The organism is Paraburkholderia sp. FW306-2-2C-D06C (assembly GCF_058781505.1).
The window spans coordinates 47755-73611 of the sequence record NZ_JBYSWU010000041.1; the positions used below are offsets into that span (position 1 = coordinate 47755).

Consider the following 25857-nt stretch of genomic DNA (forward strand, 5'->3'; position numbering starts at 1 on the left):
CAAAAGCAAGCTTCATGCCGTGGATCGAAAAACCGCGTGAGTTATCTGTACCGCCCGGATGACAGCCTGCTTTGAAGTCTGCCGCGTCTGCCGACCGTCCGGTCGATCGAACAGCGCGTCTTTCCACTGCCTTTTCCGGCCCGGCGCACCAAAGCGGCGCAGCGCCGATGCACGATCATGCACGTAATGTGCGTTAAACCAGTGACGTCTGGCAAATGCGGCATGAAGATTGCGGAGTCTCCGAACGATGAAAACCTTCCACTGCAATCGCTGCTCGCACCTCGTGTTCTACGAAAACGTTCGTTGCGAACGTTGCGACGCGCTGCTCGGCTATGTGCCGGAACTGGCCGAAATCAGCGCCTTCGAAGAAGCCGGCGAAGGGCGCTGGCGCAGCCTGCATCCAGGCGCCGGGGGGGCGCTGTTCCGGCAGTGCCACAACTATGCCGTCGAAAACATCTGCAACTGGATGATCCCCGCCGATTCGCCCGACGCGCTGTGCCACGCCTGCCAGCTGACGCTCACGATTCCGAATCTGGGCACGACGGACAACCGGTTCTACTGGTATCGGATGGAAGTGGCGAAACGGCGTCTGCTGTACACGCTGGCCGCGCTCGGCCTCGACGTGCCATCGCGCCAGACCGATCCGGAGCACGGCCTCGCCTTCGAATTCCTCGAAGACAGCGGCGATGGCGAAAAGGTGATGACCGGCCACGACAACGGCCTGATTACGCTGAACATCGCCGAAGCCGACGACGCCTACCGCGAAAGGGTCCGCACCGCGATGGGCGAGCCATATCGCACCTTGCTCGGCCACTTCCGCCATGAGTCGGGCCACTACTACTTCAGCCAGCTGGTGGAGAACGACCCGCGCTGGATCGAGCCGTATCGCAATCTGTTCGGCGACGAACGCGCCGACTACGGCGAGGCGCTGCTGGCCTACTATCGCAATGGCGCGCCGGCCGACTGGCAGACGTCCTTCATCAGCGCGTACGCCACCATGCATCCCTGGGAAGATTGGGCCGAGACGTGGGCGCACTACCTGCTGATCGTCGACGTCCTGGATACGTCGACCTCATATGGCGTCGCGCTGTTGCCCGACGACCCGAGCGAGCCGACGCTGACTGACCGCACGCCTGTGGAGGACGCCAGCTTCGAGAATCTGATGAAGCGCTGGTTTCCGCTCACGTATGTGTTGAACAGTTTGAACCGCAGCCTCGGGATGCCCGATGGCTATCCGTTCACGCTGGCCGCGCCGGTAGTGGACAAGCTGCGCTTCGTGCATCGGGTTGCAGCGGCTCACGCAAAGCCGCAGGCCTCAATCCGGACAATGGCCCCGTCAGCGTTGCCGCTCCAGTCCGGACCCGTCCCGCAGACGGCGCCGCCCCAGCGCGCGGCGCCGCGCCGCTAACGCTCAATACGCAACGTAAGGACCGGCGCCGCCCGGCGTCGTCTGCTGCTCGACGGCGGCATACACGTTACGGCCGTAGAAGAACGGCAGTCCCCAGTCGAAGATCGTCGACGTCACGAACGCCGGGCCGGCCAGCAACGGCAGCGCCGCATCGCCGCTGTACGTCTGCGCGATCGCCATGGCGTTGCCGACATTGAACGTGACCGCACTCGTGATGCCGTTCACGCCTTCGATCGTCGCACTGAGCTGCTCGGTCGAACTCGGGCAGTAGTACGCGCTATTCGGACTCGCGCACACCGGCAACGCGCTGGTCTGAAAGAACAGGCCGGTCGAGCCGCTGTCCAGGATGCTGCGCGAATACGTCCTGCCGTTCTGCACCGTCGTGAAGGTGCCGTTGGACGGACTCACGCCGATCACCTGCGCGTTGCCGAGCGTATTGTTGGCCTGCGTGCCGATGCCGAACACCAGTTGCCCGGTCACCGACGGTGCCCCGCCCGACACCGTCGGCAGGCTCAGGACCGAACCGTTGTTGTCGGTGGCGAAGTAGGGAATCGGATTGGCGACCTGCAGCGCCTCGACCAGAGGAATCGCCGTGCAAGCCGAGCCGCTGCAGCCGTAATAGGTGCCGGGCACCGCCTGCTGAACGCAGGCCGCGCCGCAGTCGTGCTTGAACACGCCGATGCCGAGCACGCCGTTGGCCTGCAACGCACCCGGCGTGTTGCGCGGCGAGCCTACGCTCGCGCAATCGGCCGGCACGGAAGCGTAGCCCGGGTCGATCAACTGGATCGGCAACGAGGCTGCTGTTTCGCCGGCGATCTGCAAGTCGGCGAGCTTCACCGGACCCCACGTGTAGCCGTCGAAGAACTGCATGCATTCGGCGACCAGGTTGCCCGAGCCGTCCTTCTGCTGCGGCAGCGTCATCGATGCGGGCAATTGCGATGCGAACACGCGCAAGCCCCACGAACCGGTATCCACCAGCACGTGATCGATGGTTTCGCACTGGCTGGTGCCGGGCGCGCAAATCGTGACGCTGACGAACGGCATGTTCGGCACGCCGCTCACGCCGGAATCGACGCTGACCCGCACCGCATTGGCCGCCACCACTTGTGGCGAAGGCGATGTATTGGTGACGGTCGGGCCGGCCGAGGTGCTGGCCGAGGTGCTGGCCGAAGTGCTGGAATTGGCCGACGTGGCCGAGCCGCTGGAGCCGCCGCCCCCGCCGCCGCAGGCACTGACCAGCAACGCGAGCAGCGCCGCGCACAACAGGGTGATGAACGAAGACGTATGACGCATGAGCGCTCCGTTATTGAATGACGCCGAGGTCGACACCCGCGGGCACCGCGTGCGGCAGATACGCATGGCCGGCGAACGCGCGCAGATGGCCGCCGGAGTACACCACCAGATCGCTGCTGGAAACCGCGAGCGGCGTTCCGCTGCGCGTTGCGGTGGCCGCGGCGTACTGGTCGAACGCGGCGCCCAGCACGGACTTCAGATCCGGCAGCGTCGGGCCTTCCCACGCCACACCGAAGACGATGCCGTTGGGCGCAACGTACTCGCGCACCAGCGTGCCGGACGGCATCGTCAGCAGGTGCACCGAGTACGCGCCTTGCGCAGTGGCCGTATGAGCGACTGCACGCATGCGCGTTTGATCGCTGTCGACGGTGCTGACGTTCTGGCCGAGCGTGGCATGCGCGGCAAACGACAGCACGCAGCTTGCCCCGAGCATTGCGCGAGCAATGCTGATAGAGAGCATCGGTTTCAAGAGAATTCCTTCGAGGTGAAACGCTCGTGCCCGGCGCGCAGCCGATCACGAACGACGAACTAGGGGCGCACTCCCCGACTGGCGGCGCCAGTGCTGCATTCACACCAGTGGGGTTGCGTGAATGCGTCTACGGAGTGGCGGCGCGAAACTTTAGGCGGCGCGCGACGGCACAGCAATCGTTTGCGAGGCGATTCAAACCTTCAGCCGCCTTCGGGCCGCTCGAGCGCGTTTGATTTTTGCGGACGATGTCCATGAGGGGCGGCGCTTCGGCGCAGATATTCGCGACGTATGCGGTTTAAAGCGAACAGGTGTGTGACAACGCCGCGCGGCGGCAGAAAAATATCGATGCGCCGCGCATGTCGATGCAAATGTAAGCGGATGCCGAATAAATCGCCGTTTATTGCCGTTTTCCTCTGACAATAACCGTCGAACTGGATGGCCTGTGGATGAATGGAAAAGGCCTGTTTGAAACCAGATTCCCGAGGCAAAAAAATACCGCGGATGACCTGATGGCCGATCCGCGGCACCGATACTTCGTCCGGCCACGTCATACCCGAATCGGTCGACGCGCCCTTACTTCTTCTGTTGCTGCAAAAGCGACTTGAGCTCCTGCACGTTTTCTTCCACACGCTTTGCGATCACCGCATACGACTCGGCTTGAGTCTGATACGCGGCTTGCGCGAGTTGCTGCATATCGGCAAGCGACTTATGCAGACTTTGCTGGATCAGCTCGGCGGTTTTCGCCGAAGGCGCAGCGCCCCCGGTGGACAACTGCCCCGTCAGCGATTGCAATTCGCTCAGCGTGGTGCGCAGCATCTCCGCCTGTTTCTGCGCAAGCGACTGCATGCCTTGCAAGGCGGTTTGATTGGCCTGAACCAGCGCTTCGACGTCCTTGCGTCGCGCGTCCATGATGGCGGGCACGTCGAAGCCGGGGAGCTTGAACTGCTCCAGCATTTTGGTGAAATCGCCAAACGGATTGGCGGCGTCAGGTCGGTCCATGCGAAATCCTCCTTAACGTATTGGATACTCGCCGACCGGGCATCGCCGCGCTGCACTTCTCTTGGCAGATGACCGGTGGCCTCGCGTGTGCCGTGCGTCCCGCGAACGCTTGCTGCTTGTGGGGTCGGACGGCACATCGCGTCAATCATGCGCTATCCGGCGTCATTGCGCCAGCGGGCACACCCTGGCGTCGGCCGTGCCATGCCGGTTCGCGTTGCCGGCTCCGCCGGCCTGTCCGCAAGGTTTGGTAAGTTACAACGCAAGCATCAGTAACCTCGCGCAAGCTCATGTCGGCTATCGTTGCTGATACGCTGGCGCACTGTAGCGCCGGCGTTGTCTCGATGGGAGCGAGATCATGAAAAAAGGATTAGTGAGTGCGGCGCTGGCCGCCGTATTGACCCTTGTCGCGGGAGCCGCGCTTGCACAGGAAGCACCACCGCCGCCCGCAGCGGTCCATGCGTATGACGAGCCGCATCGCGGCGACGGGCGGCCGCCTCACGGACCGATGGGTCCGGGCTTCGCGGTAGTCAACGATCTGGAACAGCTGCGCCGCCTGTACGCGATGAGCGGACGTGAAGGCGACATCGTCGCGGTGTATCACGAGGTGTTGAACAAGACGCAGGATCCGATGCTGCGCCACTACGTCTACGACTCGCTCGCTCGTGAGCAGTTGAAGCCGGCCAACCCGGAGCAGGCCATCGCGACGCTGCGCACCAGTCTCACGGAAGACCTGGCCGCGGCGAACAAGCCGCCACGCGACGCAGCGGCGGGTATCCAGCCGCCTGCCATGCCGCAGTAAGCAGTAAGCAGTAAGCAGTAAGCAGTAAGCAGTAACCCGTCACCGACGCCACCGCGTAGGCAGGTTGCAATGCAGCCACAAAAGGCGCGTTGCAACCCGGCGCAACGCCTGCGCGGTTGGAAGCGCTCCCGCACAAAAACAGCCGTTTAAGCCGGCGCGCTACGTTGGCTTTCGCACATAGCCGCTTATTGCTCACTTTTTATCTTCCACCGGCTGATTAGGATAAAAGCACAGCAACGCTCGTGCCGGGTGAAAAATGCGCTACCCCCTGAACATGGCCATCGCCGCCGCCCTTCTCGTCTTTGTTCTTTGCTGCGGCATGCAGCTCGTCCTGAGATGACGTCCTTGCGCAGCGCTTTACACGCCCGCTTTGCTCAACTCGTGCGCGCGTCGAAGTCTTTCGCGACTGTTGCTCAGGTGCATCCGCATGGCGGCGCGTGCGTCGTCCGGATCCTGACGTTCGATTGCCCGGTAAATCAACTGATGCTCGCGCAGCACATTGCGCAGATGTTCGACATGGTCGAGCTCCGCGATCTCGGCGGAACCTAGCCGCGTGCGCGGACTCACCGCGCGTCCGAGTTGACTGAGAACGTCGAAGAAGTACCGATTCCCGCTGGCTCGCGCGATCTGCAGATGAAACTCGATGTCATGCGCCAGCACGTCGGTACTGCCCCGCTCCAGTTCGGATTCGAAACGCTCCAGCGCGCTGCGCATCTGCTTGAGATTCTGCGCAGTGCGCCGCGCCGCCGCAAAAGCAGCGGATGCCGCCTCGACGTCGATCCGGAACTCGATAATGGCCATCACGTCGAGCATGCTGGACAGGTCGGCGGCAGGCAGTTGCATCGGCTCTTCCGCGGCCGGCGTCAATACGAATGTGCCGATGCCGTGACGCGTCTCAACCACTTTCGCCGCCTGCAGGCGCGAAATCGCCTCGCGAACCACGGAGCGGCTCACGGAGAGCTGCTTCATCAGCGCTACTTCTGTCGGAATGCGGTCTCCCGGCCTAAGCGATCCACGGCGGATTTCCTCGGAAAGGGTGGCCACCACCTTCTCAGTCAGGCTGCTCATTTTGTAGCTTGTTGCCTCATCAACTGGAAAAGCACACGTTGCGCGTGCGTCACGTCATCTGACGTCTCGATAGGGCCATCATAACGTAGTCCAAGTCGATGACCGATAGAATCCATGTCATCAGATGTCTTAGTTTACCCGCTTGAAATTCAACATCAGTGCGCGAATTCCGGCCCATCGGCTGTAATAAAGGCGTAAAAGGCCAGGGTAAACACTCCGTAGGAAAGTAAAAACGGAAAAAGTAGACTGTCGTCTGACAACGTATCTCACGCCTTTGAGAGAAGATAGTTCCCGCTGCTGCCGGATGCGGCGCGTTGCGTTCGATCAGGCCGTCGAATCGGCCGACACTGGAGACAACCTTGACATCTGCTCCCGCCACCGCGGCCGGCCCGCTCGAATCCGCGGTTTCCAAGGTCAAGCGGCACGTGCTGCCGCTCTTTCTGATCATGTTCATCGCGAACTATATCGACCGCGTGAACATCGGCTTCGTCAATTCGCACATGCAGGCGGATCTTGGGATCGGCGCCGCCGCGTATGGACTCGGGAGCGGCTTGTTCTTCATCGGCTACGCGCTGTTCGAAGTGCCGTCGAACGTCCTCATGCAGAAATACGGCGCCCGCGCCTGGCTCACGCGGATCATGGGCACGTGGGGCGTGGTGGCCGCGACCATGGCTTTCGTCTGGAACGACACGTCGTTTTACGTGCTGCGCTTCCTGCTGGGCGTCGCCGAGGCCGGCTTCTTCCCCGGCGTCGTTTTCTATTTCACGCAATGGCTGCCGCAGAAAGAGCGCGGCAAGGCCGTCGCGGTTTTCCTCGCCGGCTCGGCGCTGGCATCGGTGCTGTCCGGCCCGATTACGGGCGCCTTGCTGTCGATTCGCGGCTTCGGACTGCACGGCTGGCAGTGGATGTTTCTCATTGAAGGCGGGTTTTCGGTTGGCCTGTGCGCCGTGAGCTGGATGTTGCTGAAGTCGCGCATTCGCGACGCCGCTTGGCTGACGGCCGAAGAACAGCAAGTTCTCATAACGACGATCGCCGCCGAGCAGGCCGAGCGCGACGCGCTCGGCGCTGCGCACCTGCCGACGGCAAAACTGCTGAAGGACCCGCAAATCCTTCTGTTCTGCTTTCTCTACTTCGCGATTCAATTGACGATCTACGCGGCGACCTTCTGGCTGCCGACGATTATCAGGAAGATGGGTGGACTGTCGGACTTCGAAGTCGGCATCCTCAACGCGATACCCTGGCTCATTGCAATGTTCGCGATGTACTGTTTCGCGATGTTGTCGGCCAGGTGGCGCTTCCAGCAGGCATGGCTCGCGGCTGCGCTCGTCATCGCGGCTTGCGGGCTGTTCGCTTCGACATCCGGCAACCCTGTTCTGTCGTTCGTGGCGATCTGCTTCTCCGCGATCGGGTTCAAGGCCGCTTCATCATTGTTCTGGCCGATTCCGCAAGGGTATCTGGATGCGCGTGTCGCGGCCGGCGTGATTGCACTGATCAACTCGGTCGGCAACCTCGGGGGGTTCTTCGCTCCTGCTGCTTTCGGCTACCTGCAACAGCACACCGGCTCGATTTCCGGCGGCCTGTACGGGCTGGGCGTGGCATCGCTCGTCGCGGCCGCAGCCGGCTTCCTCACCCGCAATCGTCTCGTAAATCGTGACGCGCCGGCGCAAGCCGTGCATAGCAAAGCCCACTGACTTCAAGGAATAGCCAGGCATGAGCAACGCGCTTTCAGCCTCAGTTTCAGCCTCAGTTCCGGCCTCAGTTCTGGCCTCAGTTTCGACGCTCGCTTCAATGCCCGGCACCGCACACCCAAACGGCTCCCGCCAGTCGGATTCCTAACTTAACTGGTCCAACCACCATGTCCACGAATACCTTCCAATCGAATGCCACCCCGACGGTCGTCGAGCTGCGCGTCGTTCCAGTCGCCGGCCGTGACAGCATGCTGATGAACCTGAGCGGCGCGCATGGCCCGTTCTTCACGCGCAACATCGTCATTCTGCGCGACAGCGCGGGCAACACCGGCGTCGGTGAAGTCCCCGGCGGCGAGAGCATCCGCAAGACCATCGACGATGCGCGTCCGCTCGTCGTGGGTCAGTCGATCGGCAACCTTCAGGCCGTGCTCAACAAAGCGCGCACGCAGTTCGCGGACCGCGACGCCGGCGGACGCGGTTTGCAGACTTTCGATCTGCGCACGACCATCCATGCGGTGACCGCGCTCGAAGCCGCGCTGCTCGATTTGCTCGGACAGCATCTGGGCGTACCGGTTGCCGCACTCCTCGGCGAAGGCCAGCAGCGCGACGAAGTCGAAATGCTCGGCTATCTGTTCTACATCGGCGACCGGAAAAAAACCGCTCTGCCGTACGCCGGCGGCGCGGACGGCAGCGACGACTGGGAGCGTCTTCGCACCGAAGAAGCCATGACGCCCGAGGCCGTGGTGCGCCTCGCCGAAGCCGCACAAGCGCGCTATGGCTTCAACGACTTCAAGCTCAAAGGCGGCGTGCTTCCAGGCGACGCCGAAATCGAAGCGGTCACGGCGCTCGCCGAACGATTCCCGACAGCGCGCGTGACGCTCGACCCGAATGGCGCGTGGTCGCTGTCCGAGGCAGTTCGTCTTTGCCGCGACCAACACCACGTGCTGGCCTATGCGGAAGACCCCTGCGGCGCCGAGAATGGTTATTCCGGCCGCGAAGTGATGGCTGAATTCCGCCGCGCGACCGGCTTGCCGACCGCCACCAACATGATTGCGACCGACTGGCGCCAGATGGGCCACGCCATCCAGCTGCAATCGGTGGACATCCCGCTCGCCGACCCGCACTTCTGGACGATGCAAGGCTCGGTCCGCGTTGCGCAGATGTGCAATGAGTGGGGATTGACGTGGGGTTCGCATTCGAACAACCACTTCGACATTTCGCTCGCGATGTTCACGCAGGTCGCCGCCGCCGCGCCCGGCAAGATCACCGCTATCGATACCCATTGGATCTGGCAGGACGGCCAGCGCCTGACCCGCAACCCGTTGCAGATCGTAGGCGGCAAAGTGAAAGTGCCGGACAAAGCGGGCCTTGGCGTCGAGCTCGATCTGGACGAAGTGGAAAAAGCGCACGCCCTGTATCAGCAGCACGGCCTGGGCGCTCGCGACGACGGCGTCGCGATGCAGTTCCTGATTCCGAACTGGAAGTTCGATAACAAGCGTCCGTGTCTCGTACGCTAAAGCAAAACCTCCTTCGGCCGCGGTCCTCGTGGCCGCTGCTTCTTGCCATAAAAGACGTGAATACACGATGACGACCCCTCAAGAACTCAAAGCCATCATCTCCTCAGGCCTGCTGTCCTTCCCCCTCACCGACTTCGACGCGCAGGGCGACTTTCGCGCCGACACTTATGCCGGGCGCCTCGAATGGCTCGCTCCCTACCGTGCGACGGCGCTCTTCGCCGCGGGCGGCACGGGCGAGTTCTTTTCGCTGACCAGGACCGAATACACGAATGTGATTCGTACGGCTACCGAAACCTGCAAGGGCAAGGTGCCGATTCTCGCCGGCGCCGGCGGCCCGACGCGCGTGGCGATCGACTATGCTCAGGAAGCCGAACGCCTCGGCGCGAACGGCGTGCTGCTGATGCCGCACTATCTGACCGAAGCATCGCAGGAAGGTATCGCCGCGCACGTCGAGCAGGTTTGCAAAGCGGTGCGGAACATCGGCGTGATCGTCTACAACCGCGCGAACTCAAGGCTCAACGCCGACATGCTCGAACGTCTCGCGGACAGCTGCCCGAACCTGATCGGTTTCAAGGACGGCGTGGGTGAAATCGAGAACATGGTGTCGATCCGCCGCCGCCTCGGCGACCGTTTTTCGTACCTCGGCGGCCTGCCGACCGCCGAAGTCTACGCAGCCGCCTACAAGGCGATGGGCGTGCCGGTGTATTCGTCCGCGGTGTTCAACTTCATCCCGAAGACGGCGATGGACTTCTACCGTGCAATCGCCTCGGACGATCACGCCACGGTGGGCAAGCTGATCGACGAGTTCTTCCTGCCGTATCTCGCCATTCGCAATCGCCGCGCGGGCTACGCGGTCAGCATCGTGAAGGCCGGCGCGAAGCTGGTGGGCCGCAGCGCGGGACCCGTGCGCGCCCCGCTCACCGACCTGACCGACGATGAAATCGCGCAACTCGACGTCCTCATCAGGAAACTCGGCGCTCAGTGAGAATCCGCGCGCCGAATCGGGCCAAAGCCCATGCGGCATAACCCGGTCGACGCCGCACCCGCGTAGTTGCCGTGAAGCCGCAGGTCCACTCCGCAAGTCCGGGCTCTCACATTTCGATTGACCCAGGAAACCAACACGACGAAGATAGTTTCCACCGACCCAAGGTGCGGTCCGGTGGCGCGCGGACGAATCAATCCACTGGCGTGTTGTCCGGAACTGAAGCGCCGCCCACTTTGAGCGGAGACATCAAAGCGGTCCAACGCCACGTCCGAATCCAATCAATTTGGGCTACGGGTTTATAGCGCACGGCAAGTAGCGCACGGCAAGTGCGGCGCGCTCAAACGGAACTTGAACTCATGTCAGTTTTCAATCCGGTTATCACACGCGTGATGCTGCCGCTTGCCACCGCGGAAGACTGGCGAAACGCGCCCCTTCCAGCCTTCGGCACGAACGCATTGCGCCGCCGCACCTTGCGGAGCCAGTCATGATCCGGCTTCATTGCGCGCCGCTGTCGCTGCTGCTCGTCGCCGCCGTGCTGTCTGGCTGCTCACGTCAAAACAACAACGAATACCAAGGTTACATAGAAGGCGAATTCGTCTATCTCGCGTCGTCGCAGTCCGGTGCGCTCACGCAGCTGTCGGTCACGCGGGGACAAACCGTGCAGGCGAACGCGCCGCTCTTCACGCTCGAATCGGCCGACGAAACCGCCGCACTTCAACAGGCGCAGCAGCAGCTCGCGGCCGCACGCGCGCAGCTGGCGGACATCGAAACGGGGAAACGTCCGCCCGAAGTCAACGCGGTGCGGGCGCAACTCGCCCAGGCCGTCGCCAATGCTCGCAAGGCGTCGCTGCAACTGACGCGCGACGAAGCGCAATTCCACGCCGGCGGCATTCCAAAGGCGCAACTCGACGATTCGCGCGCCAACGCCGATGCAACGGCCGCACAGGTTCGCGAGCTCGGCAATCAGGTTCAGGTAGCGCGCCTGCCCGGCCGCTCGCAACAGATCACCGCGCAGAACGCGCAGATCGCAGCCGCGCAGGCCACTGTCGCTCAGGCGCAATGGAAGCTCGATCAGAAGCGTGTGAACGCTCCCGCTGACGGGCTTGTCTACGACACGCTGTACCGAACCGGCGAGTGGGTGCAGGCGGGCAGTCCCGTCGTCCAGATGCTGCCGCCGCAGAACGTGAAGGTGCGCATTTTCGTGCCTGAAACCGTGGTCGGCCGGCTCGCGGCGGGACGAACGTTGCTGGTGCACTGCGACGGCTGCGGGGCGGACATACCCGCCAGAATCACCTACATATCGAGCAAGGCCGAATACACGCCGCCCGTGATCTACAGCAACGAGAGCCGCGCGAAGCTGGTGTTCATGGTCGAAGCGCATCCGACCGTGGCTGACGCAAGCAAGCTGCATCCTGGCCAACCCGTCACGGTGACGCTGCAATGAACCCTTCCGCCCAGGACTATGCGATCGACGTGCGGAATCTGAACAAGCACTTCGGCGACAAGCACGTCATCAACGACGTGTCCCTGCAGGTAGCACGCGGCGAGATCTTCGGCTTTCTCGGACCGAACGGCAGCGGCAAGACAACCTCGATCCGCCTGATGTGCGGACTGCTCACGCCCGATTCGGGCACCGGCACGTGTCTCGGCTTCGACATCAACCGTGAGAGCGCGCAGATCAAGCGCAACGTCGGCTATATGACGCAACGCTTCTCGTACTGGGAAGATCTGACCATTCGCGAGAATCTCGACTTCGTCGCGCGGATCTATCAGATGAAGAACCGCAAGGAGGCCGTCGACCGCTCGCTCGAATCGCTCGGACTGCAAGGCCGCGCGCATCAGCTGACGGGATCGCTGTCCGGCGGCTGGAAGCAGCGGCTCGCACTGGCCGCCTGCTTGTTGCACGAACCGCGGCTGCTGCTGCTCGACGAACCCACCGCGGGAGTCGATCCCGCCGCGCGGCGCGACTTCTGGGAAGAACTGCACCAGCTCGCCGCGCGCGGCATCTCGGTATTGGTCAGCACGCACTACATGGACGAGGCCGAGCGCTGTCACAAGCTCGCCTATATCGCGTACGGCAAGCTGCTCGCGCAAGGCACGGCGCGAGAAGTGATCGAATCGCAGAATCTCGCGACGTGGACCCTCTACGGCGACCATCTGAGCAAGCTGTCCGAACAATTGCGCAAGACACCCGGCGTCGACCAGACCGTCCTCTTCGGCTCGGCGCTGCACGTGAGCGGCCACGATCACTTCGCGCTGGAAAACGCCGTCAAACAGGCTGCCGCCGGTACTGAACTACGCATCGAGCGCATCGAAACCGGGCTCGAAGACGTATTCATCTATCTGATGAGCCGCTCGACGGACAACTTCGGAGCACGCCCGTGAAAACACGCACGCTATTTTCACTGACGCGCTGGTGGAGCATCGTGCTCAAGGAATTCCTGCAACTGCGGCGCGACCGCGTCACGTTCGCCATGATCGTCGGCGTGCCGGTGATTCAGCTCTCGCTGTTCGGCTATGCGATCAATACCGATCCCAAGCATCTGCCCACCGCCGTCATCATCGGCGATAACAGCCCGTTTTCGCGCAGCTTCGTCGCGGCGATGAAGAACTCCGCTTACTTCGACATCGTCGAAACGCTGCCCAACGAGGAAGCCGGCCACCTTGCCCTCGCGCAGGGCCGCGTGCAGTTCGTGCTGAACGTGCCGGTCGATTTTTCGCGGCGCCTGCTGCGCGGCGAACATCCGTCACTGCTGGTGGAAGCCGACGCGACCGATCCGACTGCAACGAACGCGGCCATCGCCGCGCTGCCGAGCCTCGTGCAGCCGGTCGCCGACAAGGACATCACCGGCTCGCTCGCGCATCTGAACGGCAGTCAGCCCGCATTCAATGTCCAGGTTCACGGTCTCTACAACCCCGAGGGCATCACGCAATACAACGTGGTGCCGGGCCTGATGGGCGTCATCCTGACGATGACGCTCGTGATGATGACCGGCCTCGCGGTCACGCGCGAACGCGAGCGCGGCACGATGGAAAACCTGCTCGCCACGCCGGTCCTGCCGGTCGAAGTGATGACCGGCAAGATCGTGCCTTACGTGATCATCGGCCTCATCCAGGCGACGATCATCCTGGTCGCGACGCGCTATGCATTCCATGTGCCGTTCGTCGGCAGCGTGGTGGCGATCTATCTCGCGGCGCTGCTGTTTATCGCGGCGAACCTGACGGTCGGCATCACGCTGTCGTCGCTCGCGCAGAACCAGTTGCAGGCCATGCAGCTGGCCGTGTTCTATTTCCTGCCGAACATCCTGCTTTCGGGCTTCATGTTCCCGTTCGCCGGCATGCCGCGCTGGGCGCAGTTCATCGGCAATCTGCTGCCGCTGACGTACTTCAACCGCCTGATCCGCGGCATTGTTCTCAAGGGTAACGGCTGGACGGAACTCTGGCCCTCCGTGTGGCCCATGGCACTCTTCACGGCCATCGTGATGGGCGTGGCACTGCGCTTCTATCGGCGCACGCTCGACTAGGAGACCCCGTCATGAAACGACTCGCGTTCCTGTCCTTCCTTGCGCTGTGCGCCTGTACCGTCGGCCCGGACTTTCATGCGCCCGCGGCGCCGGACACGCAAACCTATACGCGCGAGCGGCTGCCTGCCGCGACGGAGGCAGCAAGCGGCGCGGCGGGTTCGTCGCAGACCTTTATCTCATCCAGCCACGCCGCGTCGATGTGGTGGACGCAGTTTGATTCGGAACCGCTCGATCGTCTGGTCGAACAGGCCTTAAGGCAAAGCCCGACCCTCGCGCAAGCTCGCGCGAAACTGATCGAAGCACGTGAGAACTACAACGCCCAGGCAGGCGCCACGCAGTTCCCGAGTGTCGACGCAAAGGTGTCGGGGGCGCGGCAAAAGGTCTCCACCGCTGCATTCGGTTTGCCCAACGTACCGAATCCCGGACCGTTTTCGCTATTCAACGCGTCGGTCAGCGTGTCGTATGCGTTCGATATCTTCGGCGGCAATCGCCGGGCGCTCGAAGCATTGATGGCACAAGTCGACTATCAGGCCTTCGAATTCGAGGCCGCGCGGCTGTCCATTGCCGGCAATGTCGTCGCCACCGTCGTGCGGCGAGCTTCGTTGCAGCAGCAGATTGCACTGACGCAGCGCCTTGCTGACACACAGGCGCAACAGCTTGCGATCATGCAGGCCCGCTTCGCGGCCGGCGGCGTGTCAGAACTCGACGTGCGCAGCCAGCGCGGCCTGCTTGCGCAGACCCGCGCCTCGCTGCCGCCGCTCGCCACACAACTCGCTCAGGCCGGGCATCAACTCGCCATCCTGCTCGGGGTCGCACCGTCGCAAGCGGACTTCGACGAGATCACGCTGGACTCGCTGCATCTGCCCGGCAATGTGCCGGTCACGCTGCCCTCGACGCTCGCGCGCGAGCGCCCCGACATTCGCGCCTCCGAAGCGCTATTGCATCAGGCGAGCGCGAATGTCGGCGTGGCGGCAGCCAATCTTTATCCGCAGTTTTCGCTGTCGGCGGGAATCGGTTCGGAGCGCACCGACATACAGAATGTGGTGAAAGGCCTGAACATCTGGAACATCGGTCTGAACATCACACAACCGATTTTTCACGGCGGTGAATTGCGCGCGAAACAACGTTCGGCCCAGGCGGCTTACGACGACGCGCTTGCCGGCTATCAGCAAACCGTGCTTCAGGCGCTGCAACAGGTCGCGGACACGTTGACGGCATTGCAGAACGACGCCCGGACACTGCAGGCGCGCGACGACGCCGCGCAACAGGCGCAGGCAAGCTTCGCTATCGTGCACACGCAATATGCGGCGGGCGGCGTCAGTCAGTTCGGCTTGCTCGACACGCAACGTCAGACGTTGCAAACCGCGCTCGACCGAACCCGTGCGCAAGCCGACCGCTTTACCGATACGGCAGCTCTATTCCAGTCGCTGGGCGGCGGATGGCAGGCCGCGGCAATGGAGCAGCAGCAACCGTAGCGCGGACGAAACCGCGCGGGGTTCAAATCACAGAACCGCTGATCATCTGGACGGGAACGAGCCTGCCGAACCTGCCGAGCCCGCGTATGCGGCTCGTCGACAAAGGAGAACCGTAAAATCGCAACGCCACCGACACCTTTGCCACCGGTCGATTTCGCCGAAGGGCCAGCGGGAATCATCCTTGCGGCCGCGCGCGAGATCCTGCTGCGGGAGCGCTATAGCGGGCTCACCATGGACCGGCTCGCGCTCGCGCTCGGCATGAGCAAAAAGACGCTCTACGTTCACTTTCCGTCGAAGGACGCGATGGTCGCCGCGATCATCACGGCGACCGGCGCCACCGTCCGTCGCCAGGTCACGGAAATACTCGACGGACCTGGCCGGTTCCCGGAGAAGCTCGAAGGTTTGCTGCGCGTGATCGCCGATCATGCAGGCGCGATGTCCCCCGACTTTCTGCAGGATCTCCACCGCTTCGCGCCGCATCTCTACGATGAAATCCAGATCATCAAGGAGCGCAATATCCCGGCGGTATTCACGCGCGTCCTGAACCTCGGCATCGAACAGGAGATGATCCGCGCCGACATCGACGTGAAGTTCGTCGCCGAGTACTGGCTGCAGGTTGCCAGAGGCGTGCACGAGCCGGCGTTGCTCACGCGAACGGGGCTGACGCCGCGCGAAGCGCTGGAGAAAGCGCTGGATCTGTTTTTCGCCGGGGTGCTGACGCCCTCCGCGCGCAAGAAGGTGGGGCAGCGCCTGCCCGGGTCGTCACGTGAGTGAGGGTGTGAACCGCTTGCACGGCGCTACGAAAACCAGACCGTGAACCGCGTTCCCGAAACCAGGCGGCTGACTATCCCTACTTAGGTTAGCCGTTCAAGTCAGACGGCGACCCGGATGCCGCCGCGAAGCGTTGTCACGTTGCCGAAGCGGTCGCGTAAGATAGCGCGATGAAGAAAGCCAAATCGCTCGCGTCAAGGCTGCCCGCCCTCATCAACACGTCAACGTGACGATGCCGCCAACAAGCACAACCTGGCGCGGACATCGCAAGCGACGGAAAGCTGCCGACGCAGTGATGTGCGCCACTGGCGGCCGAGTAGCGGCTGAGGAACACACTGGACCAGGTCGTATTGAGCAATGTTACGTTGACCGAGGCATATTCGTTTTGTGACTGATGGAGCCTACGCGATGGCAAACGAGCATACGATGGCAACGGCCGTACCGAACGAAACAGCCAAGGTCGCGCTGGCGCTGCAGGGCGGCGGATCGCATGGCGCCTTCACCTGGGGCGTGCTCGACCGTCTGCTGGAAGAAGTCGGGCGAGCAACGTTGAATATTACCGCGATCAGCGGCGCAAGCGCGGGCGGCATCAACGCCACTCTGTGTGCGTGCGGACTGGCGCTCGGCGGTCCCGACGCGGCGCGCCACAAGCTGCGCTCATTCTGGGAAGCGGTCTCGCGCGGCGGGACCCTTGCCGGCAATCCGCTCTTCGGCTTCGCCGAGCCCGCTCCGTTCGGCGGCTGGAATATCGACTGGAGCCCGATCGCGATCGCGCTCGAGGCAGTGGGCCTCGTCGTCTCGCCGTACAACAACCCGTTCTACCGGGACGCGCTGCTTCCGCTGCTTGAAGAGGTCTTGCCAACTGCCGAACTGGCAGCGTTCAACCGGGCCGAAGGCGCGGTACGCGTGTTCGTCTCGGCGACGAATGTCCGCGACAACCAGCGCACGATTTTTACGCAACCGCATATCTCCCTCGATGCGCTGCGGGCCTCCGCCTGTCTGCCGACCGCGTTCCGGGCGGTGAGCATCGACGGCGTGCCCTACTGGGACGGGGGGTATCTCGGCAACCCGCCGCTGTCGCCGCTCGTCGACGTGGCGCAAGACCTGATCCTCGTGATGGTCAACCCTCTCGTCCGGCAGCACATGCCGCCCAGGAATGCGCGCGACATTCTGGATCGCCTGAACGAGATCGGTTTCAATGCGTCCGTCGTGCTCGAGATCAATGCCATCGAGGCGGTGAATCGCGTTCTGGCCGAGCTTGATGCGGTGAATGCGTCCAAGCTGACGAGATACAAGCCGGTACGCTTCCACCTGATCCGTGATGACCCTTTCCTGGCGGGATTCGGCCTCGTGTCGAAGAACAGCACGTCGTGGTCGCTCATCGACGCGTTATTCAAGGGTGGGCGAGCTGTCGCCGACCGATGGCTCGCTTCCAGTCATGCCCTGCTCGGCCGCGCATCCTCGTGTGATGTGCGCACCGAACTGGTCAAGCCCGTGTTGAGCGCACAGCCTGTCGCACATGCGCCGGCAGGAGCGACGTGACGTGACGCGACGCGTACGTTCCGCATGGCGCCTCGTGCCATCGCCTGCAACGCCGGGTTCGTTGATCTGACGAAACGGCCCGGCACTCGCCAATTGCCGCGAGAGCCGCTCGATGACAACGGCACGGCGCCGGCGCATTGCACGATCACCTTCCGCCCGCGCGCGAACTGAACGCCCCGTTCTGGTGACACGAAGATGGCTCGCCCTGCGCAGAGCATCGGATGAATCCTCGCATGCAATCGTCGCACTGCGACATGGTTTCGCTGTCCAATTAATTAACAGGCCATCGCGTTGGCCGTCCGGGGAATGGCAATGACAATGACCGTTACGCAACCCACTGACAATCCGTGGCCGGGCGCGAGTCCGGCCGGGCTCTCAGCTGGACCCTACTGCACGGATGAGCGCCTCGATACGCCGCGCAACGCGCCGGCCGGGCAGGTCGACCGGCTCGTGCATGCCGCGTTCGCCCGCGCCACCGGCGGTGTGTCGCCTGCGGCGCTGTCGCTGGCATGGCTGGATTGGGCGTGGCATCTGACCGGCTCGCCGGGCACGCAGGCGGCGCTCGCCCAGCGGATCTGGCAGCACTGGCAGTCAGGATTGACAGGATCGTTCCCACGCCCTGGCGGAGACAGCGATCCGCGCTTCGCCGATCCGGATTGGCAGCGTTGGCCGTTCAGTCTGCTGCGCGACGCGTTTCGACAGACCGAGTCGTTCTGGCAGGAAGCCACCACGGGCCTGCCAGGTGTCTCGCCGCATCATGAACACGTGATCAGTTTCGCCGCCCGTCAATGGACCGACATGCTCTCACCAGGCAACTGCTGGTGGCTCAACCCCGAAGTGCTGCGGGCGACTGCCGGGACAGGCGGACGAAACTTCGTCGAAGGCGGTCGCCATTGGCTGGATGACCAGCAGGAGGTTTTCGCCGGATACAGCCCGGGTGTCTCACGTCGCAGATGCACTCCACATTGCGTCGGTCGGGACGTCGCCATCACGCCCGGCAAGGTGGTCTATCGCAATGATCTGATCGAGTTGATCCAGTACGCGCCGCAAACCCCGGCGGTCTGGCACGAGCCGGTGCTGATCGTGCCCTCGTGGATCCTGAAATATTACATCCTCGATCTTTCCCCCCACAATTCGCTCGTGCGCTATCTGGTGAAACGGGGACACACGGTCTTCATGATCTCCTGGAAGAACCCTCGCGAAGAAGCGCGCGACCTTGGCCTGAATGACTACCTCCAGTTGGGCCTGTTCGACGCATTCACGCAGTTGCGCAGAATTACCGGCACAGCCCCGGTTCATGCGGCCGGCTACTGCCTCGGCGGGACGCTGCTGGCGATCGGTGCGGCCGTACTGGAACGGGACGGCGTGCGCCAATCAGTCCCGCTCAGGACGGTTACGCTGTTCGCCGCGCAGACCGACTTCAGCGAGCCGGGAGAACTGGGCCTGTTCATCGACCCGAGCGAACTCGCCTGGCTCGACGCGCTGATGTGGGAGCAAGGTTATCTGGATGGCGCCCAGATGGCTGCCGCCTTCCAGCTGCTGCATGCGCGCGATCTGACCTGGTCCCGGTCGATTCGTGAGTACCTGCTGGGTCAGCGCGCGAAGCCGACTGACCTGATGGCCTGGAATGCTGACACCACACGCCTGCCCTATCGCATGCACAGCGAAAACCTGCATCATCTGTACCTGCGCAACGATCTGGCCGAAGGCCGGTACTGTGTCGGGGGGCGACCGGTGACGCTCTCCGATCTCAAACTGCCAGCCTTTCTGGTGGGCACAGAACGCGACCATGTGTCACCCTGGCGCTCGGTGTACAAGCTGCACCAGCTGACCCGCGCCGAGATCAGTTTTCTGCTGACCTCGGGCGGACACAATGCGGGGATCGTCTCCGAGCCGGGCCATGCCGGACGCCGCTACCGCTTCGGCACGCGGCGCAAGGATGCTGCCTATGTGAGCCCGGACGAATGGTTCGCGCAGACGCCGGTGTGCGAAGGTTCATGGTGGCCGCGCTGGCAGCAGTGGCTCATCGCGCATTCCGGCAAGAAAACCGTACCGCCCGTCCTGGGCGGCGGCACGGTAATCGGCGATGCACCCGGCACCTACGTGCTCGAACCCTGAGCGCATCCGCCCAGAGACAGCCACGCCAGCGTCACATTCTTCCGTGACCACACGCGACCGGACGTCGTGCCTGACGCCAGGCTATCGGCGTGTGCTCGCGATTTGACGCGGTTCAACAAACCGTCCCGCACCCCTGCGGAGCGTGGACCGGGGCGTGTCGCGTTTCGCTGTCGTGGATGAGCTCCCTGACGATCGGGTAGATCTTCGTTTCCCAGCGCCGGCCCGCGAACACGCCATAGTGCCCAACCCCGGTCTGCATGTAGTGAGTCTTCATAAAGGACGGCAGACTGCTGCACATTTCCTGCGCCGCTTCGGTCTGGCCGACCGCACAAATGTCGTCTTTCTCCCCCTCGACGGTCAGCAGCGCCGTGTGCCGGATCGCGCGCAGGTCCACGCGGCGGCCGGCGATCAGCAGGTTGCCACGCGGCAGCGCGTGCTGCTGAAAAACCCGGCTCACGGTGTCGAGGTAAAATTCGGCCGGCAAATCCATCGTCGCAAAATAATTTGCGTAGAAGGCGCGGATCACCTCGGCTTTCCCCGTGTCACCCTGCGCCCTGTAATTGTAGAAATCGATCAGCGCGCTGACGTGCCGCCGAAGGTCCATGGACATGAACGCGCCAAGCTGCACGAATCCAGGATAGACACGCCGCATCGCCCCTGGGAAGCGCATTGGCACCAGGTCGATCAGATCGTTCTCGAACCACGCGAGCGGGGTCCTCACGGCCCATTCGTCAACCTGGGTGGGATTGATGCGGGTATCGTTCGGGCCGGCGATCAGCGTCATGCTCCGCGGCTGCGCCGGATTGCCATCTTCGGCCATCAGCGCGACGGCGGCCAAGGTCGCGACCGTTGGCTGACAGACCGCCACCACGTGCGTCCCCGGACCGAGCAGTTGGAGAAAGCGAATCACATACCCGACGAAATCGTCGAAACCGAACGGGCCGTCCGCCAGAGGGACCTCGCGCGCATTGTGCCAGTCAGTGATGTAGACGTCGTGCTCGGCGAGCATCGCGGCCACTGTGCCGCGCAGTAGCGTGGCGAAGTGGCCCGCCAGCGGCGCGACGAGCAGGACCCGCGGTTGCGTGGGCTGGATGTCTTTCCTGAAATGCAGCAGGGAGCAAAACGGTGTGCGGTGAACCACCTCTTCGCTCACTGCGACCACCTGGCGATCAATCTGAACACTACGAATGCCAAATGGCGGCCGCTGATGCGTGAGGCGCGCGAGCGCCAGCCATTCAAGGAACGCGCCGAACTCCCGTGCCAGACTGTTCGTGGACAACAACCCTGGCCACGCCGCAGAGGAAACGGCCGCCGCGCTGGCGGCCGCCTGAAGCGGGGCAGCCATGTCGGCATACGCCTGGTAAGCTTGATACATCATGCGGGAGCCCGCAAAATAACCACTGTCAGAGGCTCGAAAAGCAAAAAGTCGCTTGTCGGGTCTATATAGTTAGTATATCTATTTTTCTGCTTTGATAGCGGAACACCCTTTCGTCACGGAAGTTCGCATATGGCCAGGACAACGCTGACAATCAGCAGCAGAAACTATTCGTCGTGGTCGTTGCGCGGATGGCTGCTGGCGAAATTCAGTGGGCTGGAATTCGAAGAAATTGTGGTGCCGCCGGCTGATCCGACCATCCGCGCGGAACTCCTGCTGCTCTCGCCATCGATCCTGGTGCCCTGCCTCGAGCATGAAGGCGTCAGAGTCTGGGACACCCTGGCGATCGCCGAGTACCTGCACGAAGTACGGCCGGAGGCCGGGCTGCTGCCCACCGATCGCGTCGCGCGGGCGCACTGTCGTTCGATTTGCGGCGAAATGCATTCGGGATTCAGCGCGCTGCGCTCGGCGCTGCCGATGAATCTGCGTGCTCATTGCGCCGGCTTCAAGGTCTGGGCGCGCGCGCAAGGCGACATCGACCGGATCACCACCATCTGGCGCGACTGCCGGGCAGCGTACGGAGGACCTTATCTGTTCGGTGCGCTCGGCATGGCCGATGCCATGTACGCGCCGGTCGTCACCCGGTTTCTGACCTATGACGTGCAACTGGATGACGTTTCGGCCGCCTATTGCCAGACGATCATGGCCCTGCCGGAGATGCAGGCGTGGATTGCAGCCGCCCGCCAGGAGCCCGACGAGATCGACGAACTGGACGTCGAGTTCTGAGCCGCACGGGGCGAAACGGCTTCGACCTCCCGAGAACACCGCCGCGGTAGCCAACGGCGGTGCGCGTCTCGTGCTCGCTGGGTCGCCGGGGTTCGCACCCGGCTCAAGGATTGACTCATCCGCTTCCCGAAAGATGTCGGTGACGGCGGCCGGGCGCGGAATGTCAAATGCCGACATGAGGAGGCATCGGCAGACCATCAATACGCTCTGCAGCGTCCCGGCGACGGGTGCTGCGGAAACGCGCGTCAATCTTTACTTCCTCGGGGCGCGCGACGTTTGCTCGACGGCGTGTTGATTCGCTTTCGATGCGGCAGCCGTCGCCACGTTGAAGTTGCCTTCGACGATTTCAACCGCCTGCTGCGTGGCGTTGTGAATCGTTTCGTATGCGGTGTTGGCAGCCGTGATCGCCGACTGCATCACGGCAAAGGCGGCTTCCGAACCCGTGGGCGCGCTCTTCGCGATGTCGTCGACGAGCGTTTGCATCCGGCGGTTGTTCGCTTCGTATCGCGCCTCAGCGACCTTCGCGAATTCGGCCTGCGTCGACGCTGCAATTTCATACACGTGACGTCCATACGACAAGACCTTCTCGGCGAATGGCTGCGTCAGGCTGGCTTGCAGCGCGAGCAGTTCCTGCGGGTCCTTAACGAACAGCGCTTTCTGTGCATTATCCCGGATTTCGGCGAGTGTCGACTTCACGACCTCCTGGTTCAGATGAACCAGTTTCTCGAACCCTTCGAATGCCTTGTTCGTCAGACCGAACAGGGTGTCGAGGTTGGCTTTCTGAGCGGCAGTGATTTGCTCGGGGGTCAGCAGACTCATCATGAAGCTCCTGAAATTCGGCCCCTCGCGCGTTCACGGAATCGGATCGAACCTTCGCGCGACAGGGTCGTGTGGATGGAACAAAGGCGGTGTTCGGCACGTGCGCAACGCGACGTGCCGACGTCTTCAATTGCTTACGCAGCGTTGCGTAGGCTACGTCCGGCGAGCCTCTTTCCTGGCTTCCGTGGCAGGGCGCCGGCTCGTGCGCAGGTCAAATTCACGCCGTGTCCCTCGTCAAGAGGTGTACGACCCTTAGCCGCTCAGCGGATCCGGGCCACGGCTTTGAGGAGAGAATGCCCGTTGACGGTTATCTCGGCACGCTGGCGCCCGGACGCGAGCCGTTGCAGCCTGACGAGCTGACTTTCCAGGAGCGCGTCAAGATCCGCACGATTCAGCTCTACTTGATCCGGGGCGTCCTTAACCAGCATCAGGGTTGCAAATTCATGGGGACTCAGCATCTTCGCCTCCTCGGTTATAGGCGTTGCGTTTGCTGGGGAGTTTGCATGACAGCCATCGCGCCGCGAGCGGGGCTCGGTGGGCGCTCGGTGGGCGCTCGGTGGGCGAATACCGCGACCTCACACGCGAGGTGTTGGCTGACCGGGCGCCTGGCGCAAGCCGCAGAAAAATTAATTTAATGCCGCCCGGACCGAAAGATCAATACGGGAAACATCTTTTTTAAAGACGACCTTCGCCGCCCGACTCGCGTGCGCTCACGAGACCCCGGTCAGCGCACCGACGCCCAGAACCGGACCACGGCGGGGTGAATCACCTCGTGCCACCTCGGGCCGGTGAACAGGTCATAGTGGTCGCAATCCGCTATCGTCAGGCGACAGCGCTTCGATACCGGGATCGCACTGCACAGCGTGTGAGCGGCATGCGTCTGGCCCGCTCCGGCAATGTCGTCGCGGTCGCCCTCGACGGTGCAAAGCGCCGTGGGTGCGAGATCCTGCGGCTGCACACAGCGTCCGCCGACGTGCCATTCCCCACGGGCAAGGTGCTGCTCCTGAAAGATCACGCGGATCGTGTCGAGCAGATAATCTTCGGCCATGTCGAGAACCGCGGCGTATTCGTTCAGCGCACGCAGGCTGTTCGCAATGACCTTCGCATCGACTGAGAAGTGGCTCGACCAGTAGCGCAATTCGAGCGCCAACTGGCGGTCCGGATGCGCGGCGACGATCGCCGCGTGCTGGATAAAGCCCGGACAGACCCGGCGGCCGGAACCGGCATAGCCGGGCGGAACGATGTCGATCACCGTGTCGCGGAACCAGTCGAGACTGTGGCTTTGCGCCAACCGGTCGACGGCGGTCGGATTGAGGCGCGCATCGATCGGCCCGCCCATCAGCGTCAGGCTGAGCGGCGGCGCTTCTCCTTGCCTCGCCAGCAACGCCGCAGCGGCGAGGGTCGGCGCGGCGGCTTGGCAGACGGCGATGACGTGCGTATGCGCGCAGCCCAGTTTTCGCAGAAAACGTTCGACCGCGAGCACATAGTCGTCGAGTCCAAAACGGCCTGCGGCAAGCGGCACGTCACGTGCGTTGGCCCAGTCGGTGACGCACACATCGCCGTCCTGCAGCAGCGTTTCGACCGTTTCGCGCAGCATGACCGCGTGGTGTCCCGCGAGCGGCGCGCAGAGGAAGATGTCCGGTGGCGCCGTGCGGTTTTGACCGCGCCCGGGCGCAACGGGCACGTGCGCGCGCGTGAATTGCCGCAGCGCGCAAAACGGCGTGCTGTCGACCACCTGTTCGACAACGGGTACCGACGTGGCGCCGACCGTCACCGCCGAGATGCCGAACGGCGGTGGCTCGGGGGTCGGTCGAACCAGCCGGTACAGCCAGTCATAGCCGGCAGCGGCGACGGGCATGCAAGGCATCGCCGGCGACAACCAGGCATCGCATCCGCGCATCGCCCAGTTGCTGAGCGACTGCATCAGGCCACGCTGCTCTTCAAGCCACGCATACCACATGCTGTCTCCTGCCCGCGTCTCGTTCCGTCCCCCATCGAGGCCGGAGAGTGGTCGGAAAAACGGGAGTGAAGCGCGTTTAACGGCGATCAACGCGCCGCGAGAAAATGTAGACCTGACGCAAGAAACACGGCGGCGCATCCTTCTACATTGCGCTAAAGACCAGCCTATGTGTGGTGCTCCCGGAAAGAAATTCCGGCGCTCTCGGGACAGGTCCGAAACTTGACGGGAAACGGGTGAGTCATCGCCCGAGACGTTGATGTTCGACGAAGCTGGTGGACTTGTACCCGTTGAGCAAATGAAAGATGGCAATACAGTGGTAGGCGGAGAACTGATCGCGCCGGACCTCCCCTAGCCCAGCCCGAACTAACCAACCTTCAATAGCGTCGTCAATCTCACCCAAAGTGCCGCGAATCTCACTATTACTGTGGCCCCATGAACTGCCGTAGGCTCTCAGAAAAGTTGTCCTCGACACCCTATAAAAATCAATGACTTGGACATCTTTTCTGAGACGACTGCATGCTGGCCGTCTCAGAGAAAGTGTCCGTGGGCCCGGAAATTCTCAGAAAAGCCGTCTTTGGGAATGTTGCCCGCCTACGTTTGCGTATCTCGGCAGAACTTGGCGACGAGCGCCGTCGCAGAAGTACGCACAGAAATCTGACGGGACGCGAATCAACATGTGCTACGAATGTGCAAATAGTGTGCGCCGAGCAATCTGCTATGGATCCCAATATCGCCCGCGGCTCAACGCCGCCAAGCAGTTTCGATCAATTCATGGCGTCCTTGAGAGACCCGGATAGCATCGCGCCGATCGCCTCGGCGCGACGGTTCGCTACCGCCTTGCATATCGATATGCAGACGCTCGCGCGGCTGGCCTATGTACATCGCAATACGGTGAGCCGCTTGGCGGGCTCCGAAAGTGTGCAGAAGTTCCTTCGCGAGGCGCTTCGGATCACCCGGGCCGACCGATATCTCCGGCGACGTGCAGAGCACGCTTTTTTGGTATCGCAATGAACCGTTGCCGACCTTTGACTACAAGACTGCTGAACAGCTTGTGTCGGAAGGACATACAGAAGACTTGCTACGCTACACCGCATCGCTTGAGACCGGTGCAGCCGGATAAGGCAGAGAACACACGTTGCGGGTCCGCAAAATAGCGGCTGCTCTCATGCCATAGCCGACCTATGTGTGATGGTCTAATTTCCTCGGACAGGTCGATAGGAGGACAATCCTGAATCGACGAGGAAAAACGATAGATGACAAG

The 25857-nt window shown here is 62.8% G+C and carries 22 protein-coding genes and 1 pseudogene; 14 read left to right on the forward strand and 9 right to left on the reverse strand.

Going from position 1 to position 25857, the window contains the following annotated elements; translation table 11 throughout:
- Positions 1-247 precede the first annotated feature (247 nt).
- On the forward strand, positions 248-1408 hold the full coding sequence (locus AC3WLT_RS26195) for a zinc-binding metallopeptidase family protein (protein ID WP_492594584.1): 1161 nt from the start codon (positions 248-250) through the stop codon (positions 1406-1408).
- A 3-nt stretch (positions 1409-1411) separates the two neighbouring features.
- Here AC3WLT_RS26195 and AC3WLT_RS26200 read toward each other — a convergent pair whose 3' ends face one another.
- The 4 genes from AC3WLT_RS26200 to AC3WLT_RS26215 all read right to left on the reverse strand — a co-directional run bounded on the left by AC3WLT_RS26200 (position 1412) and on the right by AC3WLT_RS26215 (position 4169).
- Complete coding sequence (locus AC3WLT_RS26200; RefSeq protein ID WP_492594585.1) at positions 1412-2701, reverse strand: DUF3443 domain-containing protein; 1290 nt, start codon at positions 2699-2701, stop codon at positions 1412-1414.
- A gap of 10 nt (positions 2702-2711) precedes the next feature.
- Positions 2712-3161 carry a DUF2844 domain-containing protein gene (locus AC3WLT_RS26205; RefSeq protein ID WP_492594607.1) on the reverse strand — a complete coding sequence of 150 codons (450 nt, stop codon included), beginning with the start codon at positions 3159-3161 and terminating at the stop codon, positions 2712-2714.
- 209 nt (positions 3162-3370) lie between these two features.
- The gene (locus tag AC3WLT_RS26210) at positions 3371-3721 is read right to left on the reverse strand and encodes a hypothetical protein (protein ID WP_492594586.1); all 351 of its coding nucleotides are present in this window, start codon (positions 3719-3721) and stop codon (positions 3371-3373) included.
- 22 nt (positions 3722-3743) lie between these two features.
- Positions 3744-4169, reverse strand: a complete 426-nt coding sequence (locus AC3WLT_RS26215; RefSeq protein WP_492594587.1) for a phasin family protein — start codon at positions 4167-4169, stop codon at positions 3744-3746.
- A 355-nt stretch (positions 4170-4524) separates the two neighbouring features.
- Between AC3WLT_RS26215 and AC3WLT_RS26220 the strand changes: the two genes are divergently transcribed.
- On the forward strand, positions 4525-4968 hold the full coding sequence (locus AC3WLT_RS26220; RefSeq protein ID WP_492594588.1) for a hypothetical protein: 444 nt from the start codon (positions 4525-4527) through the stop codon (positions 4966-4968).
- Between the two features lie 357 nt (positions 4969-5325).
- Here the strand turns inward: AC3WLT_RS26220 and AC3WLT_RS26225 are convergent, their stop codons facing one another.
- Positions 5326-6036, reverse strand: a complete 711-nt coding sequence (locus tag AC3WLT_RS26225) for a FadR/GntR family transcriptional regulator (protein WP_492594589.1) — start codon at positions 6034-6036, stop codon at positions 5326-5328.
- A gap of 359 nt (positions 6037-6395) precedes the next feature.
- On the opposite strand from AC3WLT_RS26225, the gene AC3WLT_RS26230 reads away from it, so the two are divergent.
- The 10 genes from AC3WLT_RS26230 to AC3WLT_RS26275 all read left to right on the forward strand — a co-directional run bounded on the left by AC3WLT_RS26230 (position 6396) and on the right by AC3WLT_RS26275 (position 19656).
- Entirely contained in the window at positions 6396-7727 is a 1332-nt protein-coding gene (locus AC3WLT_RS26230; protein WP_492594590.1) for an MFS transporter, read from the forward strand.
- A gap of 164 nt (positions 7728-7891) precedes the next feature.
- A complete protein-coding gene (gene gudD, locus AC3WLT_RS26235; RefSeq protein ID WP_492594591.1) occupies positions 7892-9241 on the forward strand; it encodes a glucarate dehydratase in 1350 nt (449 codons plus the stop codon).
- Positions 9242-9308: 67 nt separating this feature from the next.
- Positions 9309-10226 carry a 5-dehydro-4-deoxyglucarate dehydratase gene (gene kdgD / locus AC3WLT_RS26240; protein WP_492594592.1) on the forward strand — a complete coding sequence of 306 codons (918 nt, stop codon included), beginning with the start codon at positions 9309-9311 and terminating at the stop codon, positions 10224-10226.
- A 484-nt stretch (positions 10227-10710) separates the two neighbouring features.
- Positions 10711-11670: an HlyD family secretion protein gene (locus AC3WLT_RS26245; protein ID WP_492594593.1), complete on the forward strand. Its 960-nt coding sequence runs from the start codon at positions 10711-10713 to the stop codon at positions 11668-11670.
- Positions 11667-12611 (forward strand): ABC transporter ATP-binding protein, encoded by a 945-nt coding sequence (locus AC3WLT_RS26250; RefSeq protein ID WP_492594594.1) that lies wholly within the window; start codon positions 11667-11669, stop codon positions 12609-12611. The genes AC3WLT_RS26245 and AC3WLT_RS26250 overlap by 4 nt, the downstream gene beginning before the upstream one ends.
- The gene (locus tag AC3WLT_RS26255; protein ID WP_492594595.1) at positions 12608-13750 is read left to right on the forward strand and encodes an ABC transporter permease; all 1143 of its coding nucleotides are present in this window, start codon (positions 12608-12610) and stop codon (positions 13748-13750) included. Before AC3WLT_RS26250 ends, AC3WLT_RS26255 begins: the two co-directional genes overlap by 4 nt.
- A gap of 11 nt (positions 13751-13761) precedes the next feature.
- Positions 13762-15225 carry an efflux transporter outer membrane subunit gene (locus AC3WLT_RS26260; RefSeq protein WP_492594596.1) on the forward strand — a complete coding sequence of 488 codons (1464 nt, stop codon included), beginning with the start codon at positions 13762-13764 and terminating at the stop codon, positions 15223-15225.
- A gap of 138 nt (positions 15226-15363) precedes the next feature.
- Entirely contained in the window at positions 15364-15999 is a 636-nt protein-coding gene (locus AC3WLT_RS26265; RefSeq protein ID WP_492594597.1) for a TetR/AcrR family transcriptional regulator, read from the forward strand.
- A gap of 405 nt (positions 16000-16404) precedes the next feature.
- Complete coding sequence (locus tag AC3WLT_RS26270; RefSeq protein WP_492594598.1) at positions 16405-17538, forward strand: patatin-like phospholipase family protein; 1134 nt, start codon at positions 16405-16407, stop codon at positions 17536-17538.
- 318 nt (positions 17539-17856) lie between these two features.
- Positions 17857-19656, forward strand: coding sequence for a PHA/PHB synthase family protein (locus AC3WLT_RS26275; protein ID WP_492594608.1), 1800 nt, complete (start codon positions 17857-17859; stop codon positions 19654-19656).
- A 112-nt stretch (positions 19657-19768) separates the two neighbouring features.
- Here AC3WLT_RS26275 and AC3WLT_RS26280 read toward each other — a convergent pair whose 3' ends face one another.
- On the reverse strand, positions 19769-21034 hold the full coding sequence (locus tag AC3WLT_RS26280) for a polyhydroxyalkanoate depolymerase (protein ID WP_492594599.1): 1266 nt from the start codon (positions 21032-21034) through the stop codon (positions 19769-19771).
- A gap of 129 nt (positions 21035-21163) precedes the next feature.
- Here AC3WLT_RS26280 and AC3WLT_RS26285 point away from each other — a divergent pair, with 129 nt between their 5' ends.
- Positions 21164-21817, forward strand: coding sequence for a glutathione S-transferase family protein (locus tag AC3WLT_RS26285; protein ID WP_492594600.1), 654 nt, complete (start codon positions 21164-21166; stop codon positions 21815-21817).
- 252 nt (positions 21818-22069) lie between these two features.
- Here the strand turns inward: AC3WLT_RS26285 and AC3WLT_RS26290 are convergent, their stop codons facing one another.
- From AC3WLT_RS26290 to phaZ, 3 genes are all read right to left on the reverse strand, one after another.
- Positions 22070-22636 (reverse strand): phasin family protein, encoded by a 567-nt coding sequence (locus AC3WLT_RS26290; RefSeq protein ID WP_492594601.1) that lies wholly within the window; start codon positions 22634-22636, stop codon positions 22070-22072.
- A gap of 260 nt (positions 22637-22896) precedes the next feature.
- Complete coding sequence (locus AC3WLT_RS26295; RefSeq protein ID WP_492594602.1) at positions 22897-23094, reverse strand: hypothetical protein; 198 nt, start codon at positions 23092-23094, stop codon at positions 22897-22899.
- A gap of 266 nt (positions 23095-23360) precedes the next feature.
- A complete protein-coding gene (phaZ, locus tag AC3WLT_RS26300; RefSeq protein WP_492594603.1) occupies positions 23361-24596 on the reverse strand; it encodes a polyhydroxyalkanoate depolymerase in 1236 nt (411 codons plus the stop codon).
- Between the two features lie 717 nt (positions 24597-25313).
- Here phaZ and AC3WLT_RS26305 point away from each other — a divergent pair.
- Positions 25314-25716: pseudogene (locus AC3WLT_RS26305) on the forward strand (DUF2384 domain-containing protein).
- The last annotated feature ends 141 nt before the right edge of the window (positions 25717-25857 follow it).